Source organism: Rhodococcus sp. UNC23MFCrub1.1, from assembly GCF_000686025.1.
Classification (GTDB): Bacteria; Actinomycetota; Actinomycetes; order Mycobacteriales; family Mycobacteriaceae; genus Rhodococcoides.
This window is the reverse complement of the sequence record NZ_JMLQ01000009.1, coordinates 101,936-122,911: the sequence shown is the minus strand read 5'-3', so window position 1 is coordinate 122,911 and position 20,976 is coordinate 101,936. Positions and strand designations below refer to the sequence as shown.

The window sequence follows — 20,976 nt, the reverse complement described above, 5'->3', positions numbered from 1 at the left end:
GATCGACGACCACGAGCGACGGACGAGGACCACATTCATGGCAGGACGGTTGCGGAATCGGCTGCTGAACACCGACACCGGACTCACGGATCGCCCCGACTTCGCACTGGTGGGTGTCCTGCGGATCCCGGAGTTCGAGCAGAGCCCCTGGCGGGCGATCTACCAGCGCATCATCATCGCGCTCGCCACGCTCTTCGTGGCCGCCATGGTCGTCTACGTGGACCGGGACGGGTACGCCGACAACCAGGACAATCAGCTGTCCTTCCTCGACGCTTTCTATTACACGACCGTGTCGCTGTCGACCACCGGCTACGGCGACATCGCGCCCATCACCCCGTCCGCGCGCCTGGTGAACATCCTGGTCATCACGCCGCTGCGCGTCTTCTTCCTGATCCTGCTCGTCGGCACCACCCTGTCAGTGCTCACCGAACGTTCGCGCCAGGCGTTCAAGATTCAGCGATGGAGGCGCAACGTGCGCAATCACACCGTGGTCGTCGGGTACGGCACGAAGGGTCGCACCGCGATCGCCGCGATGCTCGGAGACGGGGTGTCGGCCTCGGACATCGTGGTCGTCGACACCGATCAGTCGTCCCTGGACGCGGCGAGCAACCTGGGCCTGGTGACCGTGCAGGGCTCGGCCACCCGGTCGGACGTCCTGCGCCTGACCGGTGCTCAGTACGCCGCGTCGATCATCGTCGCGACCAACCGGGACGACACCGCCGTGCTGGTGACGCTCACGGCGCGGGAGATCGCGCCCAAGGCGAAGATCGTGGCCGCGGTGCGCGAGGCGGAGAACGTGCATCTCCTGCGCCAGTCGGGCGCCGATTCCGTGGTGGTCTCCTCGGAGACCGCCGGGCGACTGCTGGGCATCGCGACGACCACGCCGAGCGTCGTGGAGATGATGGAGGATCTGCTGACCCCCGAGGCGGGCTTCGCGATCGCCGAGCGCGAGGTCGAACGCGACGAGGTCGGCGGATCGCCCCGCCACCTGTCGGACATCGTGCTCGGTGTTGTCCGTGACGGTCGCCTGGTGCGGGTCGGTTCGCCCGAGGTCGATGCGATCGAGGCGGACGACAGACTGCTCTACATCCGACGCGTCTCCAACTGACCAGCCGCACTGCGGTGCACCGGATCTGCCGCAGTCGGACCCGGTCAGTAGGGTCGTGACGTGTCCTTCCGACTTCTGTCCGAGCCCATGCTCTCGCGTTCCCCGATCGACCGCGCCGAGGAATTGCGTCGCGACGACGCGGCACTCGCCGCAGGGTGGCCCACCGCACGGCTGTTGCGTGTGGACAGTCAGGGTCGCGTGCCGGTCGAGGACGGTCGAGTGGCGCTCGTGCCGGCCGTCGACACGGCGGACTCGCCGCCGGAGGACGCGGTGTTCCTGGGAGTCGTCGACGACCACCACGTCTGGGCGGTCTCCGTCTTCGCACTCGCCGGCGAGGTGACGGATCTGCGGTCGTTCGGCGACGTCCTCACGGAGTCGTCGGCGGGGCTGGTCGTGACGGCGGTGGCGTTGTTGAACTGGCACCGGTCAGCGGCGTTCAGTGCGCGCGACGGATCACCGACCGTGCTCTCGTCGGCGGGGTGGTCCCGCACCAGCACCCTCACGGGCCACGAGGAGTGGCCTCGGTCCGACCCGGCGATCATCGTCCTCGTGCACGACGGGGCGGACCGCGTCCTCCTCGCACGCCAGCCGATGTGGCCGGAGCGTCGGATGTCGGTGCTCGCCGGTTTCGTGGAGGCGGGGGAGTCGCTCGAGACGTGCGTGAGCCGCGAGGTGGGCGAGGAGGTCGGTCTCGACGTGTCCGACATCACCTATCTCGGCAGTCAACCCTGGCCGTTCCCGCGCTCGGTGATGATCGGGTTCGCGGCGCGCGCGAACGCTGCACAACCGCTGTCGTTCAACGACGGTGAGATCGCGGAGGCGCGATGGTTCACCCGTGACGAGATACGCACCGCCCTCGCCGCCGGGGACTGGAGCGCCTCGAAGGACGCTCCGCTCCTGCTTCCGGGAAGCATCTCCATCGCCCGCGCGATGGTGGAGTCGTGGGCGGCGCTCGAGTCCTGACGAACGCGAGCGCCCGCGGCTCAGTTCAGGCCGATGGCCTTCTTGACCTGCGCGAGGCTGGGGTTGGTCGCAGTGGAGCCGTCGGCGTACTTCAGAGTCGGCACGACGTGGTTTCCGTTGTTGACGCTCCCGACGAACTCGGCGGACGCGGGATCCTTCTCGATGTCGATCTCCGTGTAGGCGATGCCGTTCTCGTCGAGCTGCGTCTTGAGACGTCGGCAGTAGCCGCACCAGGTCGTCGAGTACATCGTCACTGCGGGCACGTGGGCTGTGTCTTTCTGCTGTGCTGTGGTCACGGAACTCTCAACGCGGAGTCATCGACGGTTGTTCCGATCGGGCGGTGGGCGCGCCGGCGGTGTCGGTGCGGGCTGACATGATGGCCACGTGAACGACAGGGATGCGGTGGAGGGTCTCGACCCCGAACAGTCGGCCGCCGTGCTCGCTCCGCGAGGCCCCGTGTGTGTGCTCGCGGGTGCAGGAACCGGCAAGACCAGGACGATCACCCGTCGCATCGCCCACCTCGTCGCGGACGGGCACGTCAAGCCGAGTCAGGTCCTCGCCGTCACGTTCACCGCGCGAGCTGCGGGGGAGATGCGCGAACGGCTCCGCGTCCTCGGTATCCGGGGGCAGTCGTCCGACGGGCAGGTGCAGGCGCGCACGTTCCATGCCGCCGCGATGCGGCAGCTCAAGTACTTCTGGCCGCAGGTCGTGGGAAACACGGACTGGCGTCTGCTGGATCGCAAGTTCGGCGTCGTCGGGCAGGCCGCCTCCGCTGCCGGCGTCTCGACGTCCACCGACAGTGTCCGCGACCTGGCGGGTGAGATCGAGTGGGCCAAGGCCTCGCTGATCGCGCCCGAGGACTATCCGGCCGCCGCCGCGCGGCTGCACCGCGACACGCCGACCGACGCGGATCGTGTCGCCGCGGTCTACGAGGGTTACGAGGAACTCAAGAATCGCGACCCCGATGCTGTGCTCCTCGACTTCGACGATCTGCTGCTGCACACGGCGGCGGCGCTCGAGAACAGCCCGTCCGTCGCACAGGAGTTCCGCGAGCGGTACCGGTGCTTCGTCGTGGACGAATACCAGGACGTCACTCCACTGCAGCAGCGTGTGTTGGACGCCTGGCTGGGCGATCGGGACGACCTGACGGTGGTCGGCGACGCCAACCAGACCATCTACTCCTTCACCGGGGCCACACCGCGGTTCCTGCTCGACTTCTCGCGGCGGTTCCCGGAGGCGACGGTGGTGCGCCTCGAGCGCGACTACCGGTCCACTCCGGAGGTCGTCGAGCTCGCCAACAAGGTCATCGGCGCGGCGAAGGGGCGCATCGCGGGGACACGGCTCCAGCTCATCGGACAGCGCGCGGCGGGACGGGACCCCACCTTCGTGGAGTACGACGACGAGGTGTCCGAGGCAGCGGGAGTCGCGCGCACCGTTCAACGGTTGATCCGTACCGGCACGGCGCCGTCCGAGATCGCTGTGCTCTATCGCATCAACGCTCATTCCGAGGCGCACGAGAAGGCGCTGACGGATCTGGCAATTCCGTATCAGATCCGCGGCGGCGAGAGCTTCTTCCAGCGGCAGGACGTCCGGTCGGCCGTCGCCGCCGTTCGATCGAGCGCCGCCCGGGACGACCTGCCGTCCGACGCACGCAGCGGGGCCGGCCTGCCGCGGCTCGTGGAGGCGGTGCTGGCTCCACTGGGACTGTCGGCGACGGAACCCAACGGTGCTCAGGCGCGGGAGAAGTGGGCTGCGTTGCGGGCTCTCGTCGCGCTGACCGAGGATCTCGTCGTCCAGGTACCCGATCTCGATCTCGAGGGACTGGTGCGTGAGTTCGCGATGCGCGCGGAGGCTCGGCACCCTCCGGTGGTGGAGGGGGTGACGCTGGCGTCACTGCACGCCGCCAAGGGACTCGAATGGGACGCGGTCTTCCTCGTCGGTCTCACCGACGGCACGCTGCCCATCAGTCACGCTCTGGGAGACAACAACTCGTCGCCCGACGAGGCCGCGGTGGAGGAGGAGCGTCGCCTGTTGTACGTGGGTGTGACGCGCGCCAGGGAGCACCTCGAACTGTCCTGGGCGCTGGCCCGCAACGAGGGCGGTCGCAAGTCTCGTCGGCGTTCGCGGTTCCTGGTCGACCTGGTTCCCGAGTCGTCGCCCGCATCGCGCATCGCCGCACCCACCGTCCACAAGAAGCGGCCGGTCTGCCGTGTGTGCGGCAAGCCCGTCATCGGCACGGTGGCCACCATGCTCGGCCGGTGTGAGAACTGCCCGTCCGACGTCGACATCGCTCTGCTCGAATCCCTGCGGACCTGGCGGTCGGAGACGTCGAAAGCGCTCAAGGTTCCTGCCTACGTGGTCTTCAGCGACAACACGCTGACCGCCATCGCGGAGCAACGGCCACGCGATGATCGCGGGCTCGTCGCGATCCCGGGTATCGGGGCGAAGAAGCTCGAGCGGTTCGGAGCCGACGTCTTGGCGCTCGTCGACGCCCGTCTCTCCGCCACCGAGTGAGCGCATCTCCGCAGGTCGAAAAAGGGTTGTGCGGTCTGAGGCAGCCGTTTACTGTGTATTTCGTACCGCGCGCCCCGTGAGGGTTTCCGGTGCGTGACCTGCTCGATTCCGACTCGCCGCCGAAGGAGGTGTCACCCGTGGAGATCTACACCACCGCAGCGCTTCTGCAGCAGAAGTCTGCCGTCTGCAGCACCGGCATGAACAAAGCCGGCGCAGTCGCCGAAGCAATCGCACTGAGCACGACCGGTTTCGGAGTGGCACCCTTGCCGCGCCGTCACCGCGAGCGCTGGGCGCATCGCGCATCCGTGGGCACCGGAGTCGATCGGGACATCACTCGATAGGCACCGCACAGCATTCCTTCGTCGAAGGCCACGGATTCGCACCTGCGAACCGTGGCCTTCGTCGTGGGACACCCCTCGACGCCGTTCACGGATCTCGCCAGATCTGTCGAGTTCGACACCACCGTGAATCGCAGCAGAAGAGGAGAACGACGTGTCACCCGCCACCACCCGGACGACATGCCGCACCGACGACACCACGACCGACCGGTCCGTGGCCGCCATCGACGACTTCGTCGCAGATCAGTTGCCGTGCCGCCGAGCCGATCCGGATCTCTGGTTCGCCGAGTCGCCCGACCGTCTCGAACGCGCCAAGCAGCTGTGCGCACACTGCCCCATCAGGTCGGGGTGCCTCGACGCGGCGCTCGACCGTGCCGAGCCGTGGGGAGTGTGGGGCGGCGAGATCTTCGATCAGGGAGTCGTCATCGCGCGCAAGCGGTCTCGCGGCCGTCCCCGCAAGAACCCGGTTTCACCCGCACCGTCCGTCGTCTGTGCTTGACGGTCGGTGCGGGTGTCGCCCGGCTACTCGGCGAACCCGGGCATCCACTCGGTGAGAATCGCCATGTACGGAGCATTCGCGTCGAGCTGGGCGCAGATGCCCACCGATCCCAGGAGAACGCGGAAGATCACCGCGTACCGCGGCGGCAGATTGAGGGACCGGGCCGTACGGAACTGCGGACCGTTGAAGTCCGCGGCCTTGCCTGCCGTGCCCTGCAGCCACTTTCGAGTGAAGTGGAACGACTCGGTCTTGATCGGATCGGTGAAGGGGCGGAGATAGTCGGCGATCTCCTGCTCGGTGACCTCGCGGCCGGGAATCACGAATCCCGTCTCGCGCAGCAGTTCCGTCAGCTCGTCGAACTCCTCGTCGCGCGAGAGTCGCACCATCCGACCGAGTTCCGGGGGCAGACCGTCGGGGAGAGTGAGGCACGCACCGAAGTCGATGACGCCGAGCCTGCCGTCGGCGAGCAATTTGAAGTTGCCGGGGTGCGGATCGCCGTGGATGCGGCGGACGCGCTCCGCCGATTCGAAGTGGAAGCGGGCCAGGTTCTCGCCGGCGGTGTTGCGCTGCTCCGCGGTTCCGGTGGCGATGACGGAGGAGAGTGACGTTCCTTCCATCCACTCCGTGATGACCACCTTGGGAGCACTCGCCACGACACGAGGCACGGCGAATCTCTCGTCCCCGTCGTAGACCGCGGCGAACGCACGCTGGTTCTCGCCTTCGATCCGGTAGTCGAGTTCCTCCTCCGTGCGCGCCGACATCTCGTCGAGGACGGCCTTCACGTCGGTACCCGGCACGATGGTGCCGAGGATGCCGACGAAACGCGACAGCGTCTTGAGGTCGGCCTTCAGTGCCTCGTCCGCACCCGGGTACTGGATCTTGACCGCCACGTCGCGACCGTCGGACCAGGTCGCTCTGTGCACCTGCCCGATGGAGGCCGACGCGGTGGCCGTGTCGTCGAAGTCGGAGATGCGCGAGCGCCACCCGGTGCCGAGCTGTTGATCCATCACCCGGTGGACCGTCGCGATCGGCATCGGGGGCGCCTCGGCCTGCAGCTTGGTCAGCGCCTCGCGGTAGGGCTCTGCCATCTCCTCGGGTACGGCCGCCTCCATGACGCTGAGAGCCTGCCCCAACTTCATCGCTCCGCCCTTGAGTTCGCCGAGGACGGCAAACATCTGTTGGGCGGCCTTGGCGCTGAGTTCGGCGTCGATCTCCGCACGATTTCCGCCCGCGAGTTTGCGTCCGAAGCCCATCGCTGCGCGGCCTGCCATCCCGAGGGGGATGCTGGCCAGCTTGGCTGTCCGGGCGGAACTGCTGCGGGGGATGTCGGGCATGACTCCATCATGTCTGACGATCGGCCGACGCGCCGCGACCGGTCGAGACCGGCCGCGCATCCGTGACACGTCACACCGTCCGTCACCGACGAGCGCAGGTGCACAACAGGTGACGCGGCCATCGGCGACGGCGGGTGACCGCGGCGACGAGGTCCACCTCCAGGCTGTGCCCGACGGTCATCGGTGCGGGCGAGTCCGCGTGTGCGTCGAGGAACTCGGTGACCTGCGCGACCGCGAACGCCGCGGTGGCGGCGATGGTGGCGCCGCTCGCGGACCCGACGGTGCCGAGTAGCTGCGCGGCGAGGTGCGGCCATTCCCGGTCGTAGTCGCACCGCGTCAGCTCGACGCACTCGAGGCAGGGCGTGTGTCCGGGCAGGACGAGCGGACCCACCACGCCGACGCCGTCGCGCAGCCGCACGGGAAGGTGCGGGATGCCGTCGTCCATGAGCACCCGGGAGACCTCGGGAGCACAGAGCACGGTGTCCGCCACGACCACGCAGTCGACGTCCGCGTGTCTGTGGGGGAGCGACACGTGCCGGCGCTGGACGCGGCCCGTCGGGGACAACCCGATGGACACCGCATCCGACAGGGGACCGCGTCCCAGAACGAGGACCGTGCGGACGGCGGACGACCGCGGACGACGACGTCCGAGCACGCCCAGTCGTTCGAGTTCGGCCTGCACCGCGGTGAGCACTGCCGCGTCCACGCCGAGTTCGGCTGCACGCCAGTAGACGTCGGGTATCGACCGTCGTCCGTCCAGGAGACGCAGCACCGAGGCCATGACGGCCGGTGTCACGCCGTCCGGCGGGGTGAGGACCACCCGGCGCTCGGGATGCCAGCCGACCTGCAGACGACCGTCTCGGCGCACGAGGAGCGTGACCGATTCGGCCAGGTGCGGGAGGCCGTCCCGGTCGGCGCGCGTGCGGGCGATCTCGGGCGAGCTCGCGTGGCGTGTCTCCGTCATGCGCAGACGATGGCACGCCCCACACTGCGGACGGGGGGTGTCCCGCGCCGCTTGTCCACAGGTGTGCGGCGCTCCGACCTGCGACGCAGTCACGCGGGCGCCGGGAAGTCCCAGGTCGGCGGAATCAGACGGGGGCGGGGCCCTCGTCGTCTCCCTCGGCCTTCTTCTCGGCCGCGCGCTTGCGCTCGAACTCCTCGAGCTGAGCGATGGGGTCGTCGAAGGACCCGGTGTCCCCGCCCACGATGCGATCGATGAAGGACGACGAGTCGTCGAGGTCCGCGGTGTCGGGCAGCAGATCGGGGTGGGCCCACACACCGTCGCGGCCGTCGATACCCGCAGCGTCGGTCAGTCGACGCCACAGATCGGCTGCTTCACGCACCTTGCGCGGCCGCAATTCGAGGCCGATGAGCGTCGCGAAGGTCTGCTCGGCCGGGCCGCCGGACGCGCGACGGCGCCGCATCGTCTCCGACAGCGCGGACGCTCCCGGCAGCCGCTCGCCCAGAGCGGTGGTCACCACCGTGTCCACCCACCCCTCGACGAGGGCCAGCAGTGTCTCGAGGCGCTCCAGGGCCGCCTTCTGCTCCGGGGTCGTCTGCGGCTCGAACGCACCCTGCTGCAGGATCTTCTCCAGCTGGCTCGGGTCGGTGAGCGCGGACGGATCGATACCGCGGGCCGCCTCCTCGATGGCACCGAAGTCCATCCGAATGCCGCGCGCGTACTCCTCGACGGTGGCCAGAACGCGCTGACGCAGCCACGGCACGTGCGAGTAGAGACGGTGGTGGGCGACCTCGCGCGCGGCCAGGAACACCAGCACCTCGCGCTCGGGCAGCTCGGTGCCCTCGCTGAACACCGCGACGGCGTCGGGAAGCAGCGCCGCAGTGTCCGAGGGGCCGAGCGGCAGGCCGATGTCGGTCGAGGTGAGGACCTCCTTGGCGAGCTGGCCCAGGGCCTGGCCCAGCTGTGAGCCGAACGCCATACCGCCCATCTGACCGAGCATGCCGATCATCGGACCGACCATCTGTTGCGCCTCCGGCGGCAACGCGGAGGTCCACATGCCGGAGATCTGCTCGGCGACGGGATCGCACAACCGCTTCCACGTGTCGAGCGTGTTGTCCAACCATTCCTGCGGAGTCCACGCCTCGGTGCGTACCGCGCCGGCCGGGAGGATGGTGGCCTCGTTCAGCCACTGCTCCGCCAGGTGCGCCGCGTCGACGACGGCGGACTTCGATCCCTCCCGCACGGGGGTGGTGGACCCGATCTGCTGGAGGGCCAGCTTCTTCGCCAGGTCGTAGTTCACCGGTCCGGACGTGGCACCGGATCCCATCCCGCTGAACATCTGACCCATCTGCGTGAACATCTGGCCGAGCGCCGCCGGATCGAAACCCTCGGCGCCGAAACCGAATCCGCCGGCACCACCTCCGGGCGTGCCGGAGCCGCCGCTCGACCCCTCGTTCTTGTCCGGGTCGTCGTCGGAATTGGAGAATCCGAAAGGCGTGTTGGTCATGGTTCAACGGTACAAGCCGAACACGGGTTCGGCGGCGATGCCGAGTGCGCCGAGCGCGAACACAGCGACGCCCCGGGCGACGTCGACGCGTCTCCCCGACAGCGTTGACGGTGTCGTTCTCTACTGTGGTGACGTGAATCGAAGGATCGCGACGCTCCTGGTCGCTCTGTTGCCGGTGGTCGTCCTCGGAGTTCTGGGATCTGCGGTCACCGTTCCGTTCGCGGCCCTCGGGCCCGGACCGACGTTCGACACACTCGGTGAGGTGGATGGCAAGCCCGTCGTGGACGTCCAGGGCACCGACGTCGATCGGCCGTCCGGCCACCTGAACATGACGACCGTGGCGGTGCGGGACGAGTTGACGGTGTTCGACGCCCTCGGCCTCTGGCTCAGCGGCAGGCAGGGGCTGGTCCCGCGCGACGAGATCTACCCGCCCGATCGCAGCCGAGAAGAGGTCGAGAACGCCAACCAGGCCGACTTCGCGGAATCCGAGGACAGTGCGGAACTCGCCGCCTTGGATCACCTCGGACTGCCCACGGTGCTCACGGTCGCGCAGATCGGCGACGACAGCCCCGCGGCGGGCGTCCTCGAGGAGGGTGACCGAGTGACCGCGATCGACGGCGCGCCCGTGTCCACTGTGGCCGACGTCCAGAAGGCTGTCGGTGCCGTGAATCCCGGCACGACCATCTCGGTGGACGTCACGCGGGACGGCGCGACGACGACGGAGAACGTCACCGTCGCCGCCCGTCCGGACGACGCCGAGCGCGGCTATCTCGGCATCACCCCGGATGAGACACCGGACGTGCCGTTCACCGTGGAGTTCAATCTCGCCGACGTCGGCGGCCCGTCCGCCGGACTGATGTTCTCGCTGGCGGTGGTGGACAAGCTCAGTCCCGGCGACCTCAGCGGCGGTGCCTTCGTCGCCGGCACGGGAACGATCGACGCCGACGGCGTGGTGGGTCCCATCGGCGGGATCCCGTACAAGTTGGTCGCCGCACGCGAGGCCGGCGCGACGATCTTCCTCGTTCCCGCGGACAACTGCGCCGAGGCGGCGCCGCGGACGCCGGAGGGGCTACGCCTGGTGAAGGTCACGAGCCTGGACGATGCGATCGGGTCGCTCGACGCTCTGGCCGGTGGGGGAGACGCCCCGTCCTGCTCGTGACGATCCGGGTGCGAACGTCAGTAGTCCTCGTCCTCGGGATCCGCGTCGAGCGTGGCGTGCAGCGCCGCGACGACGTTCGGCGCCAGGTTCTCGTAGGTCAGTAGCTCCGGCGCCTCGTCGAAACTGCTGTCGTCCTCGTTCTCGGGACGCAGCTGCAGCAGGGCGATGGACGGACCGTCCCGAAGTACGGCGACGATGAGCCGCCCGTCGCGCCGGTCGGGGTGCTCCTCGGCCGTGAGGCGCGCGGCCTGGTCCGCCGCGTCGCGATCCGCCAGGAGCGGAGCGAGGGCGCTGTCGAGATCCGATTCGGCCTCGGGCGGCAGAACGACGATCTCCTCGACCAGTGCGCACCCGGCGACCGAGGCCGGCCAGGTGGTCGTGCCGAGGAACTCGTCGAGCGCGTGCGATCCGCCCGCGACGTCGGCGGGCAGCCGCTCCTGGGCGACAGGGGTCAGGTCGGCGCCGTCCTCGAGCTGGTCGAGCAGGCTGGGCTCCGCGGCCGCCAGATCCTCGGTCGGGACCAACGCGAACAACTGAGGCCCCTGGTCCCACCCGCCGGCGTCCACGTAGTCGACGACCTCGCGCACACAGCGGGCGAGGGCGCGTTCGGCGCGGGCGTCCCCGGATTCGGGATCGAACCACTCGCTCCCGGTCACGATGCATCCTCGTTGTCACTCACCGCTCCATCCTCGCATCGAGGGCTAGAGTCGTGGACGTCGCCACGGCGGGACACTTCGCGTTCGAGGGTGTCCGTACAGTGGTCGAAAACGGACATGTGGTGTCGTCACGGTGGTGTCACGAGGCGACGGCGCGCGAGATCTTGGAGTGTGGCACGTGGGCATGAGGCCCCCAACCGGTTTGCCGTCGTTGTCGAGACGGAGCCGTACGTTACTGGTCCTGGCGTTGGTTCTGGCCGCGCTGTTGCTCATCGGTCCCCGGTTGGTGGACACGTACACGGACTGGTTGTGGTTCGGGGAGGTCGGCTTCCGCAACGTCTTCACGACGGTGCTCCTCACTCGCGTGATCACGTTCCTCGTCGTCGCTCTGCTGGTGGGCGGCACGGTGTTCGGTGCTCTCACCGTCGCCTACCGGTCGCGTCCGGTCTTCGTGCCCACGGCCGGACCGAACGATCCCATCGCTCGCTACCGCACCACCGTCATGTCGCGTCTGCGCGTGTTCGGTATCGGCATCCCGGTCGTCATCGGCCTGCTCTCCGGCCTTGTCGCACAGGGCAACTGGGTCACGGTGCAGATGTTCCTGCACGGTGGATCCTTCGGCGTGCAGGATCCGCAGTTCAACCTGGACGTCGGCTTCTACGCCTTCGATCTGCCGTTCTACCGGTCGATCCTCAACTGGCTCTTCGTCGCCGTCGTCATCGCCTTCTTCGCGGCACTGGTCACGCACTACATCTTCGGCGGCCTGCGCCTCAGCGGCCGCGAGGGTGCGCTGACCAAGTCGGCGCGCATCCAGTTGGCCGTGCTCGCCGGCACCTTCGTCGTCCTCAAGGCGGTGGCGTACTGGTTCGATCGTTACGCACTCTTGTCGAGCAGCCGTAAGGAGCCCACGTTCACGGGCCCCGGCTTCACCGACATCAACGCCGTCCTGCCCGCGAAGCTCATCCTGCTGGCCATCGCTGTCATCTGTGCGGGTGCCTTCTTCGCGGCGATCTTCCTGCGCGATCTGCGGATCCCGGCACTCGCCACCGCGCTTCTCGTCCTGTCGTCGATTCTCGTCGGCGCCGTCTGGCCGTTGGTCGTCGAGCAGTTCTCGGTGCGCCCCAACGCTGCCGACAAGGAGCGGGCGTACATCGAACGGAACATCGAGGCCACCCGAGCCGCCTACGGCATCACGGACGACACCGTGACCTACGAGGACTACACGGGCGTCGGTTCCGCGTCGCCTCGGGACGTCCCCGCGGACCAGACCACCATCGCCAACACCCGTCTGCTCGATCCGAACGTGCTCTCGCGCACCTTCACCCAGCAGCAGCAGCTCAAGAACTTCTACGGGTTCCCGTCCACGTTGGACGTCGACCGCTACGAGATCGACGGGCAGCTCCAGGACTACATCGTCGCGGCGCGTGAGCTGTCTCCCAACAGCCTCACCGGCAACCAGACCGACTGGATCAACCGCCACACGGTGTACACGCACGGCAACGGTTTCGTGGCGGCCCCGGCCAACCGCGTGAACGCCGCCGTGCAGGACGCGACGAGCACCGAGTCGAACAGCAACTCCGGGTACCCGATCTACACCGTCAGCGACCTCGCGTCGCAGGCCGCGGACGACCAGGTCATTCCGGTGGAGCAGCCCCGCATCTACTACGGCGAGGTCATCGCGTCGTCCAACCCCGACTACGCCATCGTCGGTGGCAGCGAAGGCTCGGACGGCCGCGAGTACGACACCGACACCTCGCGCTACACCTACACCGGTTCGGGTGGCGTCGGCATCGGCAACTGGTTCAACCGGTTGGCGTTCGCGGCGAAGTACACCGAACGCAACATCCTCTTCTCGGGCGCCATCGGCGACGACTCGAAGATCATCTTCAACCGCGATCCTCGTGAGCGCGTGCAGAAGGTCGCACCGTGGCTGACCGCGGACGGCAACTCCTACCCGGCCGTGGTCGGTGGAAAGATCGTCTGGATCGTCGACGCGTACACCACGCTGGACCAGTACCCCTACGCGCAGCGCAGTTCGCTCGAGGGACTGGTACAGGACAGCATCGACGCCAACACCGGTCGACTGCTTCCGCGTGACGAGGTGTCCTACATCCGCAACTCGGTCAAGGCCACCGTCGACGCCTACGACGGGTCGGTGAACCTGTACCAGGTGGACGACAACGATCCCGTCCTCGCCGCGTGGATGGGCGCGTTCCCGGGTGCGGTCCAGCCCGAGTCGGCGATCTCCGACGAACTGCGTCAGCACTTCCGCTACCCCGAGGACCTGTTCAAGGTCCAGCGCGAGATGCTCGCCAAGTACCACGTCAACGATCCCGGCGAGTTCTTCACCAACAACGCGTTCTGGTCGGTTCCCAGTGACCCGACCGTCGAGGGTGGCACCAACCTCAACCAGCCGCCGTACTACGTCCTGATCGGTGATCCGGACACGGGCCAGCCGTCGTTCAGGTTGACCAGTGCGATGGTGGGCTTCAACCGAGAGCTGTTGTCCGCGTACATCTCCGTGCGCTCCGATCCGGAGGGTTACGGCGAGTTCACGGTGCTGCAGTTGCCCACCGACACGCAGACTCAGGGTCCGCAGCAGGCGCAGAACTCGATGACGTCGGACACCCGTGTGGCGTCGGACCGAACGCTGCTGCAGCAGTCCAACAGGATCCAGTACGGCAACCTGCTGACACTGCCCATCGCCAACGGCGGAATCCTGTACGTCGAGCCGCTGTACACCGAGCGCAACACGACGAACACCTCCACGTTCCCGCAGTTGTCCCGCGTACTCGTGAGCTATCGCGAGCCGGGTGCAGGCGGCGGTGTCCGCGTCGGGTACGCGGCGACGCTGGCCGAGGCACTGGACCAGGTGTTCGGCTCCGGTACGGGCAGCGTGGCGACCGCGCCGGGCGGTGAGGCGACGGAGCCGCAGCCGGACAACGGCTCGTCGACCGGCACCACCCCGGCACCCACCGAGGGGTCTGCCACCACGCCTCCGTCCACGTCGGCCGCACCCGCTGCGCCCGTCGACCGGACGGCGGCGGTGAACAACCTCAACAGTGCGCTGGCAGCAGTGCGGACCGCGCAGCAGTCGGGTGACTTCGCCCAGCTCGGTACCGCGTTCGACAACCTGCAGCGCGCGATCGACCAGTACAACAGCACCGGCGGTTAGTCGGCCCGGTAGTCACGACCGAAGCCCCGTCACTCGTCACGAGTGGCGGGGCTTCGTCGTGAGCGCGGGTCGTTGTGTTCGGGTCGTTGCGCGCGGGTTCCAGCGCCCCGCACGCGTTGCCGCCGGCGGGTGGGGGTGTGCGGCTTGTCGACGTGTGCGGATGGCAGTGGTGGTATCGGGGAGCCGGGTTGCGGGGGAGCCGCTGCGTCGACCCGCACGGGTTCCAGCGCCCCGCACGCGTTGTCGCCGGCGGGTGGGGGTGCGCGGCTAAGGAAACGTGTGCGGATCGCCTGCGCCGACGACGGGGCCGGGGCGTGGCCGGGTGTGGGGGAGCCGCCGCGTCGACCCGCACGGATTCCAGCACCCCGCACCCCTTCCCGCCTGCTGGAGGGGGTGTGAGCCTTGAGCGCAGGGTGCAGATCGCGTCGCGGGGCCGGTGCGGCGACACCAGGGCCCCAGCAGACGCCCCGCACACGACGAAGCGGGCGCACCCGATGATCGGGTGCGCCCGCTTCGGACGTTCGAGAGGATGCTCTAGCGAGCGAGGCCCGCGAGGACGCCGGAGTTGGCGGCCACGAAGTCCTGGTACTGCTGGCCGACGCCGTACTGCTGGGCCAGTGCTGCGCCCTGCTCGACGGCGGACTGCACGGGTGCCGGTGCGGCGGGTGCAGCGGGCGCGGGAGCGGGTGCCGGTGCGGGCGCCTCGGCGACCGACGTGGTGCCCGACGAGAGGTACTGGCCGCAGGTGGGCCATGCGCCGACGCCCTGGGTCGCGAGAACGTTCTCGGCGACGCGGATCTGCTCGGCCTTGGAGGCGCTGGACGCGGTGCCGGAGCCGCCGTTGGCCGCCCAGGTGCTCTGCGAGAACTGCAGGCCACCGTAGTAGCCGTTGCCGGTGTTGATGCCCCAGTTGCCGCCGCTCTCGCACTGTGCGACGCCGTCCCAGTTGTGGGCGGGTGCTGCGGAGGCGGTTCCGGTGCTCAGGACGAGCGGTGCGGCGACGACGGCGCCGGTGACGGCGGCCCATCCGAGCGCGCGGGTGGTGAAGTTACGTGCAGTGGTCATGCGGGGTAGATCCTCTCAGCGCTGGTCGACGTGAGCGCGCAGGCGAGTGACGCCTGCATTCGCTCGAATCCCTGCCCCCATCGAGTCGGGTCTCCGATCCCGCGGGGCAGAAGAATCCAGCGGCGGGTCGGCCTGGCCCTTGTTTCGGGCCGAGCGCGACGGTAACGAAACAATCACGAGCCGTCACCCGGCCCTCTGGTGAGGTCGGAAACGGGCGAGATGGTGGGTTCGTGACATCTCTGCAGGTCATGACGGATGACAACCGTCTCGTGTCCTCTCGTGACCCCATCGTTATGTGAGGGGGAACACGGGTGAAAAGAGACCGCGGTCACCCTCCGAGGCTCGATCTCGTTGCTCAGCAGGCGATTTGCAATTCACCGACGCCGTCCGGTAACTTCTTGTTCAGCAAGAACGCAGCACAGCTTGCACCGCAGACGGAGCCGAAAGGTTCTCGATGCTGACGCGGGGTGGAGCAGCTCGGTAGCTCGCTGGGCTCATAACCCAGAGGTCGCAGGTTCAAATCCTGTCCCCGCTACCACCACGAAAGGCCCGACAGTCTCAGACTGTCGGGCCTTTCGCGTTGCCGCGGGCACCGGCGTCGACTCGATCGGATCAGAGCGACGTCGGTGCCTCGTGCTCAGTGAGAGATGTCTGGATCCGCCGACGTCATGCCCGTGCTGGGCGCGTCGTTCTCGTCGACGTCCCCGCCGGCGTCCGTACGGTCCCCCGAGTCGTCCGTCTCGTCCAGATCGACGGCGTCCGCACCCTCGAGGTGGGTGAGGCCCACCTCGGCCTCCGCGACGAGGCCCTTGGCTTTGTCCTCGATCTTCTTCGCCCAGTCCGACATGGCAGTCTCCCTCGTGTTCGCCGTGCTTCGTCCGTTCCAGCTTGCCAGAACAGCAGAAAGGCCCGGCACATGTGCCGGGCCTTTCTCAGGGTCGTGTGACCGTCACTTCAGCTCGGCGGACGTCTTCCCGAGCACGCGGCGAGCCACGATCAGCTGCTGGATCTGCTGGGTGCCCTCGAAGATGTCGAGGATCTTCGAGTCGCGTGACCACTTCTCGAGCAGCAGGTGCTCGGAGAAGCCGAGCGTGCCGGCCAGTTCCACCGCCTTGAGCGTGATGTCGGTGGCGCTACGGCCTGCCTTCGCCTTGGACATCGACGCCTGCAGCGAGTTGGGCTCCTTGTTGTCCGCCATCCACGCAGCGCGGAGAGCGAGCAGGTAAGCAGCCTCCCAGTCGGCCTCGAGCCGGATGTACTCCGCAGCAGCGGCCGACTGGCTGTAGGTGGCAGCGTCGTAATCGATGACCACTCCGGCGTCGGTCAGGATCGACCGGAGCTCCTCGAGCGCTGCACGGGCGACTCCGATGGCCATGCCGGCGACCAGAGGACGGGTGTTGTCGAACGTCTGCATGACGCCGGCGAAGCCCTTGTCCGTGTCGACGTCCGGGGAACCCAGGAGGTTGTCCTTCGGGATGCGGCAGTTGTCGAGGAGCAGGGCTGCGGTGTCGGACGCCTTGATTCCCAGCTTGTGCTCGAGGCGTGCGACGGACAGGCCCGGCGCGTCCCGCGGGACGACGAAGGACTTGATCGCGGCGCGGCCCTTGGTCTTGTCGACGGTGGCCCACACGACGATGTGCGTGGAGCGCTCGCCGGCCGTGACGTAGATCTTCTCGCCGTTCAGGACCCACTCGTCACCGTCGAGTACCGCGGTGGTGCTCACGGCGGCCGAGTCGGAACCGAACGAGGGCTCGGTGATGGCCATCGAGGCCCACACCTTGCCGAAGCGCTCGAGCTGCTCGTCGGTGGCGACGGCGGCGATGGCGGAGTTGCCGAGGCCCTGGTAGGGGATGGACAGGGTCAGACCCACGTCGCCCCAGCAGGTCTCGATGACGTTGACCAGAGCGGACATGTTGCCGCCGTTGGCATTCGGGGTCTTGCTCGGCTTCGGAGCGTCGCCCTTGGCCTCACGGCCGCCCTTGGCGCCGCCGATCTCACCGCCGGCGTCGCTCATGCCCTCGATCATGGCGGCCATGGTGTCGAGCTCGACCGGGTAGGCGTGCTCCGCCAGGTCGTACTTGCGCGACACGGGGCGCATGATCTCGGCCGCGACCTGGTGAGCCTGGTTGGCCGACGCCCTGAGCTTGCGAGGAAGTTCGAGATTGATCATGAGAGTTCCAATCGAAAGGTGGGGTGTCGGATCAGATCAGGACGATGCCCTCGGCAACGCCGACGGCGCGGAGATCGCGGTACCAGCGCTCGACCGGGTGCTCCTTGGTGAAACCGTGTCCGCCGAGAAGCTGGACACCGTCGAGGCCGATCTGCATGCCCTTGTCCGTCGCGAGTCGTCGGGCGAGCGAGGCCTCGCGTGCGAAGGACAGTCCCTGCTCCGCACGGGACGCACCACGCTGGATGACCAGGCGCAGACCGTCGAGCTCGATCGCGATGTTGGCTACCATGAAGGCGACGGCCTGACGGTTGCTGATCGGCTCGCCGAACGCGGTGCGGTCGTTGACGTAGGGGACCACGTAGTCCAGGACGGCCTTCGACGTGCCGGCGGCCATGGACGCCCAGCCGAGACGCGCGAGCCGGATGGCGTCGGTGTAGTCGGACACGTGGGCGTCCGCGTCGCCGTCGCCCAACAGGTTGGCCTCGGGTACGGCGACGCCGTCGAGATGCAGTCGACCGATGCCCGCTGCACGCAGACCCATGCTGGGGTCCGCCTCGACACTCAACCCGGCGCTGTCCGACTCGACGATGAAGAGCGCGGGACGGCCGTCGAGTTCGGCGGCGACGATGAACAGCTCGCAGGCGGCGGCCGACGGCACGAGGCTCTTGACGCCCGTGAGCTTGTAGCCGCTGGGGGAGCGGACCGCCTTGGTCTGCAGCGCGAACGGGTCGAAGAGCGCGCGCGGCTCGTTCACGACTAGAGCCGCACTGGGCACCTTCTCACCCGTGAAGGACGGCAGGTACGTCTTCTGCTGAGTCTCGGTGCCCCACTGCGTGAGCGCCACCGCCACGCCGCTGGGGGCGAGGATCGGCAGGGCCAGGCCCATGTCTCCGTACGCGAGCGCCTCGGCGACGAGGGCGTTGGTGACGGCGCCGCGCTCACTGGCCGCGCCCTCGAGGTTCTCGGGGACGTTGATGAGGGTGATGCCCAGTTCGGCGGCGCGAGCGACGAGGTCGTCCGGCGATGCCGCGGCCTCGTCGGCGTCGTGCGCTGCCGGGCGCATGATCTCCTCGGCGAACTCGAGCACCGTCTCGACGATCATCTTCTGCTCGTCGTCGGGAGTCAGGTCGAAGTAGTCGAGTCCCTTGGTGGAGGACTCGGGCAGACGCTCGGGCTTGCCTCCGCCGGACACCTTGGAGAAGGTCCGGGTGGCGGCACCGAGCGTCTTGAAGCCGGTCTTCGTGCTCTCGTACGTGACACGGTCGATCGTCTGGCGCAGGTTGTACTTCTCGGCCAGGTCGGAGCCGGAGAGCTTGGTGAGCACGCGCATCGCGGTTCCGATGGCGTCGCGTCGGATCGGGTTGAGCCCGACCGCTGACGTGTCGCGCACCGGGCGCCGAGACGCATCGGTCTTGGTCGTGGGGGCGCTGTCGTTCTTCGTCATGATCACCCAGCTGTTCTCGGTGTTCGGTCGTGGACGGGACCTATCTTACTCGCCAGTAAGTTCGGTGTCTACCGTCGAGTAAGGTCGGCGCGTCAGGCGCCCGAGGACGGCGTCGTGCAGAAGCGCGTTCGACGCCACCGCACTGCCTCCGTGCGGCCCCGCCGCACCGTCGAGAGCGGTGAAACGGCCGCCCGCCTCCCGTACCAGCACGTCGAGCGGAGCCAGGTCCCACAGTGATACTTCGGGCTCGGCGGCCACATCGATCGATCCCTCGGCGACCAGGCAGTACGAGAGGAAGTCGCCGTAGCCGCGGACGCGCCACACCTCGTCGGTCAGATCCAGGAAGTTCTCTCGCAGACCGGCGTCCTTCCACCCGCTGAGGCTGGAGAATCCCAGGCTCGCCGAGGACGGAGACGCCACCGACGACACCGACAACCGTCGCGGCTCGCCGGCACCGAAGCGTGCGAACGCTCCCAGCCCGTCGGCCGCCCACCATCGCCGCGCGAGAGCGGGAGCGCTGACCACTCCCACGACCGGCACGCCGTCGGAGAGCAGCGCGACCAGCGTCGCCCAGATCGGCACACCGCGGACGAAGCTCTTGGTGCCGTCGATGGGATCGAGCACCCACTGACGCCCGGAGAGGACGGCGTCGCCGCCGAACTCCTCGCCCAACACCGCATCGCCCGGTCGGACCTCGCCGAGCAGCCGCCGGATCTCGGTCTCGACGGCCAGATCCGCGTCCGAGACGGGTGTGAGATCCGGCTTGTCCTCGATGCGCAGGTCCACGGCCAGGAATCGCGCCGTGGTGATGGCGTCGGCCGCGTCCGCGAGACGGAGGGCGAGGGTGAGATCGTCGGCGAGGTCGGTCACGGCACAGGACGTTACTGCGGTGCGGGCCCGTCGGTCGTTGCCGGTAACCTCGGGCGCGTGCATCCTGACGTATCCGCTGACATCGCCGAACTCGACACCACCCTCAAGACCGTGGAGTCGGTGCTCGACATCGAGGAACTCCGTCGCCGGATCGACGAGCTCGAACACCAGGCTGCCGACCCCGAGCTGTGGAACGACCAGGACCACGCCCAGCAGGTGACCAGCGCGTTGTCGCACGCGCAGACCGAGTTGCGGCGGGTCGAGGCGCTGCGCCAGCGGCTCGACGATCTTCCGGTGCTGTACGAGCTCGCCGAGGCGGAAGAGGGCGAGGCCGCCGCCGAGGCGCTCGCGGAGGCGGACGCCGAGCGCGTCTCCCTGCACACCGACGTCGAGCTGCTCGAGGTGCGGACCCTGCTGTCGGGTGAGTACGACAAGCGTGACGCGCTGGTCAACATCCGGTCCGGCGCCGGCGGGATCGACGCCGCGGACTGGGCCGAGATGCTGATGCGCATGTACATCCGCTGGGCCGAGAAGCACGGATACGGCGTGGAGGTCTACGACACCTCGTACGCCGAGGAGGCCGGCATCAAGAGCGCCACCTTCGCGGTGAAGGCGCCCTACAGTTACGGAACTCTGTCGATCGAGCAGGGCACGCATCGTCTCGTGCGCATCAGCCCCTTCGACAACCAGGGTCGCCGCCAGACGTCCTTCGCCGAGGTCGAGGTGCTGCCGGTCGTCGAGACCACCGATCACATCGAGATCCCCGAGAACGACATCCGTGTCGACGTGTACCGCTCGTCGGGACCGGGTGGTCAGTCCGTCAACACCACCGACTCCGCCGTGCGGCTCACACACATTCCGACCGGCATCGTCGTCACCTGCCAGAACGAGAAGTCGCAGCTGCAGAACAAGGTGTCCGCCATGCGCGTGCTGCAGGCCAAGCTGCTCGAGGTCAAGCGCAAGGAGGAGCGCGCCGAGATGGACGCCCTCAAGGGCGACGGCGGCAGCTCCTGGGGTAACCAGATGCGCTCGTACGTCCTGCACCCGTACCAGATGGTGAAGGATCTGCGGACCGAGTACGAGGTCAACAACCCGTCCTCGGTGCTCGACGGTGACATCGACGGCTTCATCGAGTCGGGCATCCGCTGGCGTATGCGTGCAGAGCAGGAGTAACAGGTGAGCGCCTTCTGGCCACTGCCTCCCGATTTCGTCT

General features: G+C 68.2%; 18 protein-coding genes and 1 tRNA gene. 9 read left to right on the top strand and 10 right to left on the bottom strand.

Annotation, left to right across the window (positions count from 1 at the left end; genetic code table 11):
• Window positions 1–37: 37 nt before the first annotated feature.
• Both BR07_RS0119305 and nudC read left to right on the top strand, forming a co-directional pair.
• Window positions 38–1,108 (top strand): potassium channel family protein, encoded by a 1,071-nt coding sequence (locus BR07_RS0119305; RefSeq protein WP_027506830.1) that lies wholly within the window; start codon window positions 38–40, stop codon window positions 1,106–1,108.
• Window positions 1,109–1,195: 87 nt separating this feature from the next.
• Window positions 1,196–2,071, top strand: coding sequence for an NAD(+) diphosphatase (nudC, locus tag BR07_RS0119300; protein WP_037186840.1), 876 nt, complete (start codon window positions 1,196–1,198; stop codon window positions 2,069–2,071).
• Between the two features lie 20 nt (window positions 2,072–2,091).
• Here the strand turns inward: nudC and BR07_RS0119295 are convergent, their stop codons facing one another.
• On the bottom strand, window positions 2,092–2,319 hold the full coding sequence (locus BR07_RS0119295; protein ID WP_037186837.1) for a mycoredoxin: 228 nt from the start codon (window positions 2,317–2,319) through the stop codon (window positions 2,092–2,094).
• Window positions 2,320–2,455: 136 nt separating this feature from the next.
• Between BR07_RS0119295 and BR07_RS0119285 the strand changes: the two genes are divergently transcribed.
• From BR07_RS0119285 to BR07_RS25530, 3 genes are all read left to right on the top strand, one after another.
• A complete protein-coding gene (locus tag BR07_RS0119285; RefSeq protein WP_027506827.1) occupies window positions 2,456–4,585 on the top strand; it encodes an ATP-dependent DNA helicase UvrD2 in 2,130 nt (709 codons plus the stop codon).
• An 89-nt stretch (window positions 4,586–4,674) separates the two neighbouring features.
• Complete coding sequence (locus BR07_RS0119280; RefSeq protein WP_027506826.1) at window positions 4,675–4,926, top strand: hypothetical protein; 252 nt, start codon at window positions 4,675–4,677, stop codon at window positions 4,924–4,926.
• 151 nt (window positions 4,927–5,077) lie between these two features.
• A complete protein-coding gene (locus tag BR07_RS25530; RefSeq protein ID WP_155957109.1) occupies window positions 5,078–5,422 on the top strand; it encodes a WhiB family transcriptional regulator in 345 nt (114 codons plus the stop codon).
• Window positions 5,423–5,445: 23 nt separating this feature from the next.
• On the opposite strand, the gene BR07_RS0119270 is transcribed toward BR07_RS25530, so the two are convergent.
• The 3 genes from BR07_RS0119270 to BR07_RS0119260 form a co-directional block, all read right to left on the bottom strand.
• Window positions 5,446–6,756 carry an ABC1 kinase family protein gene (locus BR07_RS0119270; protein WP_027506825.1) on the bottom strand — a complete coding sequence of 437 codons (1,311 nt, stop codon included), beginning with the start codon at window positions 6,754–6,756 and terminating at the stop codon, window positions 5,446–5,448.
• Between the two features lie 82 nt (window positions 6,757–6,838).
• Complete coding sequence (locus BR07_RS0119265; protein ID WP_051613596.1) at window positions 6,839–7,720, bottom strand: hypothetical protein; 882 nt, start codon at window positions 7,718–7,720, stop codon at window positions 6,839–6,841.
• 124 nt (window positions 7,721–7,844) lie between these two features.
• Entirely contained in the window at window positions 7,845–9,224 is a 1,380-nt protein-coding gene (locus tag BR07_RS0119260; RefSeq protein WP_027506823.1) for a zinc-dependent metalloprotease, read from the bottom strand.
• A 133-nt stretch (window positions 9,225–9,357) separates the two neighbouring features.
• Here BR07_RS0119260 and BR07_RS0119255 point away from each other — a divergent pair, with 133 nt between their 5' ends.
• Window positions 9,358–10,383, top strand: a complete 1,026-nt coding sequence (locus BR07_RS0119255; protein WP_027506822.1) for a YlbL family protein — start codon at window positions 9,358–9,360, stop codon at window positions 10,381–10,383.
• 17 nt (window positions 10,384–10,400) lie between these two features.
• Here the strand turns inward: BR07_RS0119255 and BR07_RS0119250 are convergent, their stop codons facing one another.
• Window positions 10,401–11,039 carry a PPA1309 family protein gene (locus tag BR07_RS0119250; RefSeq protein ID WP_231476446.1) on the bottom strand — a complete coding sequence of 213 codons (639 nt, stop codon included), beginning with the start codon at window positions 11,037–11,039 and terminating at the stop codon, window positions 10,401–10,403.
• A gap of 178 nt (window positions 11,040–11,217) precedes the next feature.
• Here BR07_RS0119250 and BR07_RS0119240 point away from each other — a divergent pair, with 178 nt between their 5' ends.
• Window positions 11,218–14,214 (top strand): UPF0182 family protein, encoded by a 2,997-nt coding sequence (locus BR07_RS0119240; RefSeq protein ID WP_027506820.1) that lies wholly within the window; start codon window positions 11,218–11,220, stop codon window positions 14,212–14,214.
• A 534-nt stretch (window positions 14,215–14,748) separates the two neighbouring features.
• Here BR07_RS0119240 and BR07_RS0119235 read toward each other — a convergent pair.
• Window positions 14,749–15,279, bottom strand: coding sequence for a transglycosylase family protein (locus BR07_RS0119235; protein WP_027506819.1), 531 nt, complete (start codon window positions 15,277–15,279; stop codon window positions 14,749–14,751).
• A 461-nt stretch (window positions 15,280–15,740) separates the two neighbouring features.
• Here BR07_RS0119235 and BR07_RS0119230 point away from each other — a divergent pair.
• Window positions 15,741–15,817 (top strand) — tRNA-Met (locus BR07_RS0119230).
• A gap of 99 nt (window positions 15,818–15,916) precedes the next feature.
• On the opposite strand, the gene BR07_RS25525 is transcribed toward BR07_RS0119230, so the two are convergent.
• The 4 genes from BR07_RS25525 to BR07_RS25520 all read right to left on the bottom strand — a co-directional run bounded on the left by BR07_RS25525 (window position 15,917) and on the right by BR07_RS25520 (window position 19,763).
• Window positions 15,917–16,126, bottom strand: a complete 210-nt coding sequence (locus BR07_RS25525; RefSeq protein WP_037186691.1) for a hypothetical protein — start codon at window positions 16,124–16,126, stop codon at window positions 15,917–15,919.
• Window positions 16,127–16,228: 102 nt separating this feature from the next.
• Entirely contained in the window at window positions 16,229–17,449 is a 1,221-nt protein-coding gene (locus BR07_RS0119220) for an acyl-CoA dehydrogenase family protein (RefSeq protein WP_027506818.1), read from the bottom strand.
• Between the two features lie 31 nt (window positions 17,450–17,480).
• Window positions 17,481–18,899, bottom strand: a complete 1,419-nt coding sequence (locus BR07_RS0119215) for an acyl-CoA dehydrogenase family protein (protein ID WP_027506817.1) — start codon at window positions 18,897–18,899, stop codon at window positions 17,481–17,483.
• A 39-nt stretch (window positions 18,900–18,938) separates the two neighbouring features.
• Window positions 18,939–19,763 (bottom strand): inositol monophosphatase family protein, encoded by an 825-nt coding sequence (locus BR07_RS25520; RefSeq protein ID WP_051613595.1) that lies wholly within the window; start codon window positions 19,761–19,763, stop codon window positions 18,939–18,941.
• 57 nt (window positions 19,764–19,820) lie between these two features.
• Between BR07_RS25520 and prfB the strand changes: the two genes are divergently transcribed.
• Window positions 19,821–20,936, top strand: coding sequence for a peptide chain release factor 2 (gene prfB, locus BR07_RS0119205; RefSeq protein ID WP_027506816.1), 1,116 nt, complete (start codon window positions 19,821–19,823; stop codon window positions 20,934–20,936).
• The last annotated feature ends 40 nt before the right edge of the window (window positions 20,937–20,976 follow it).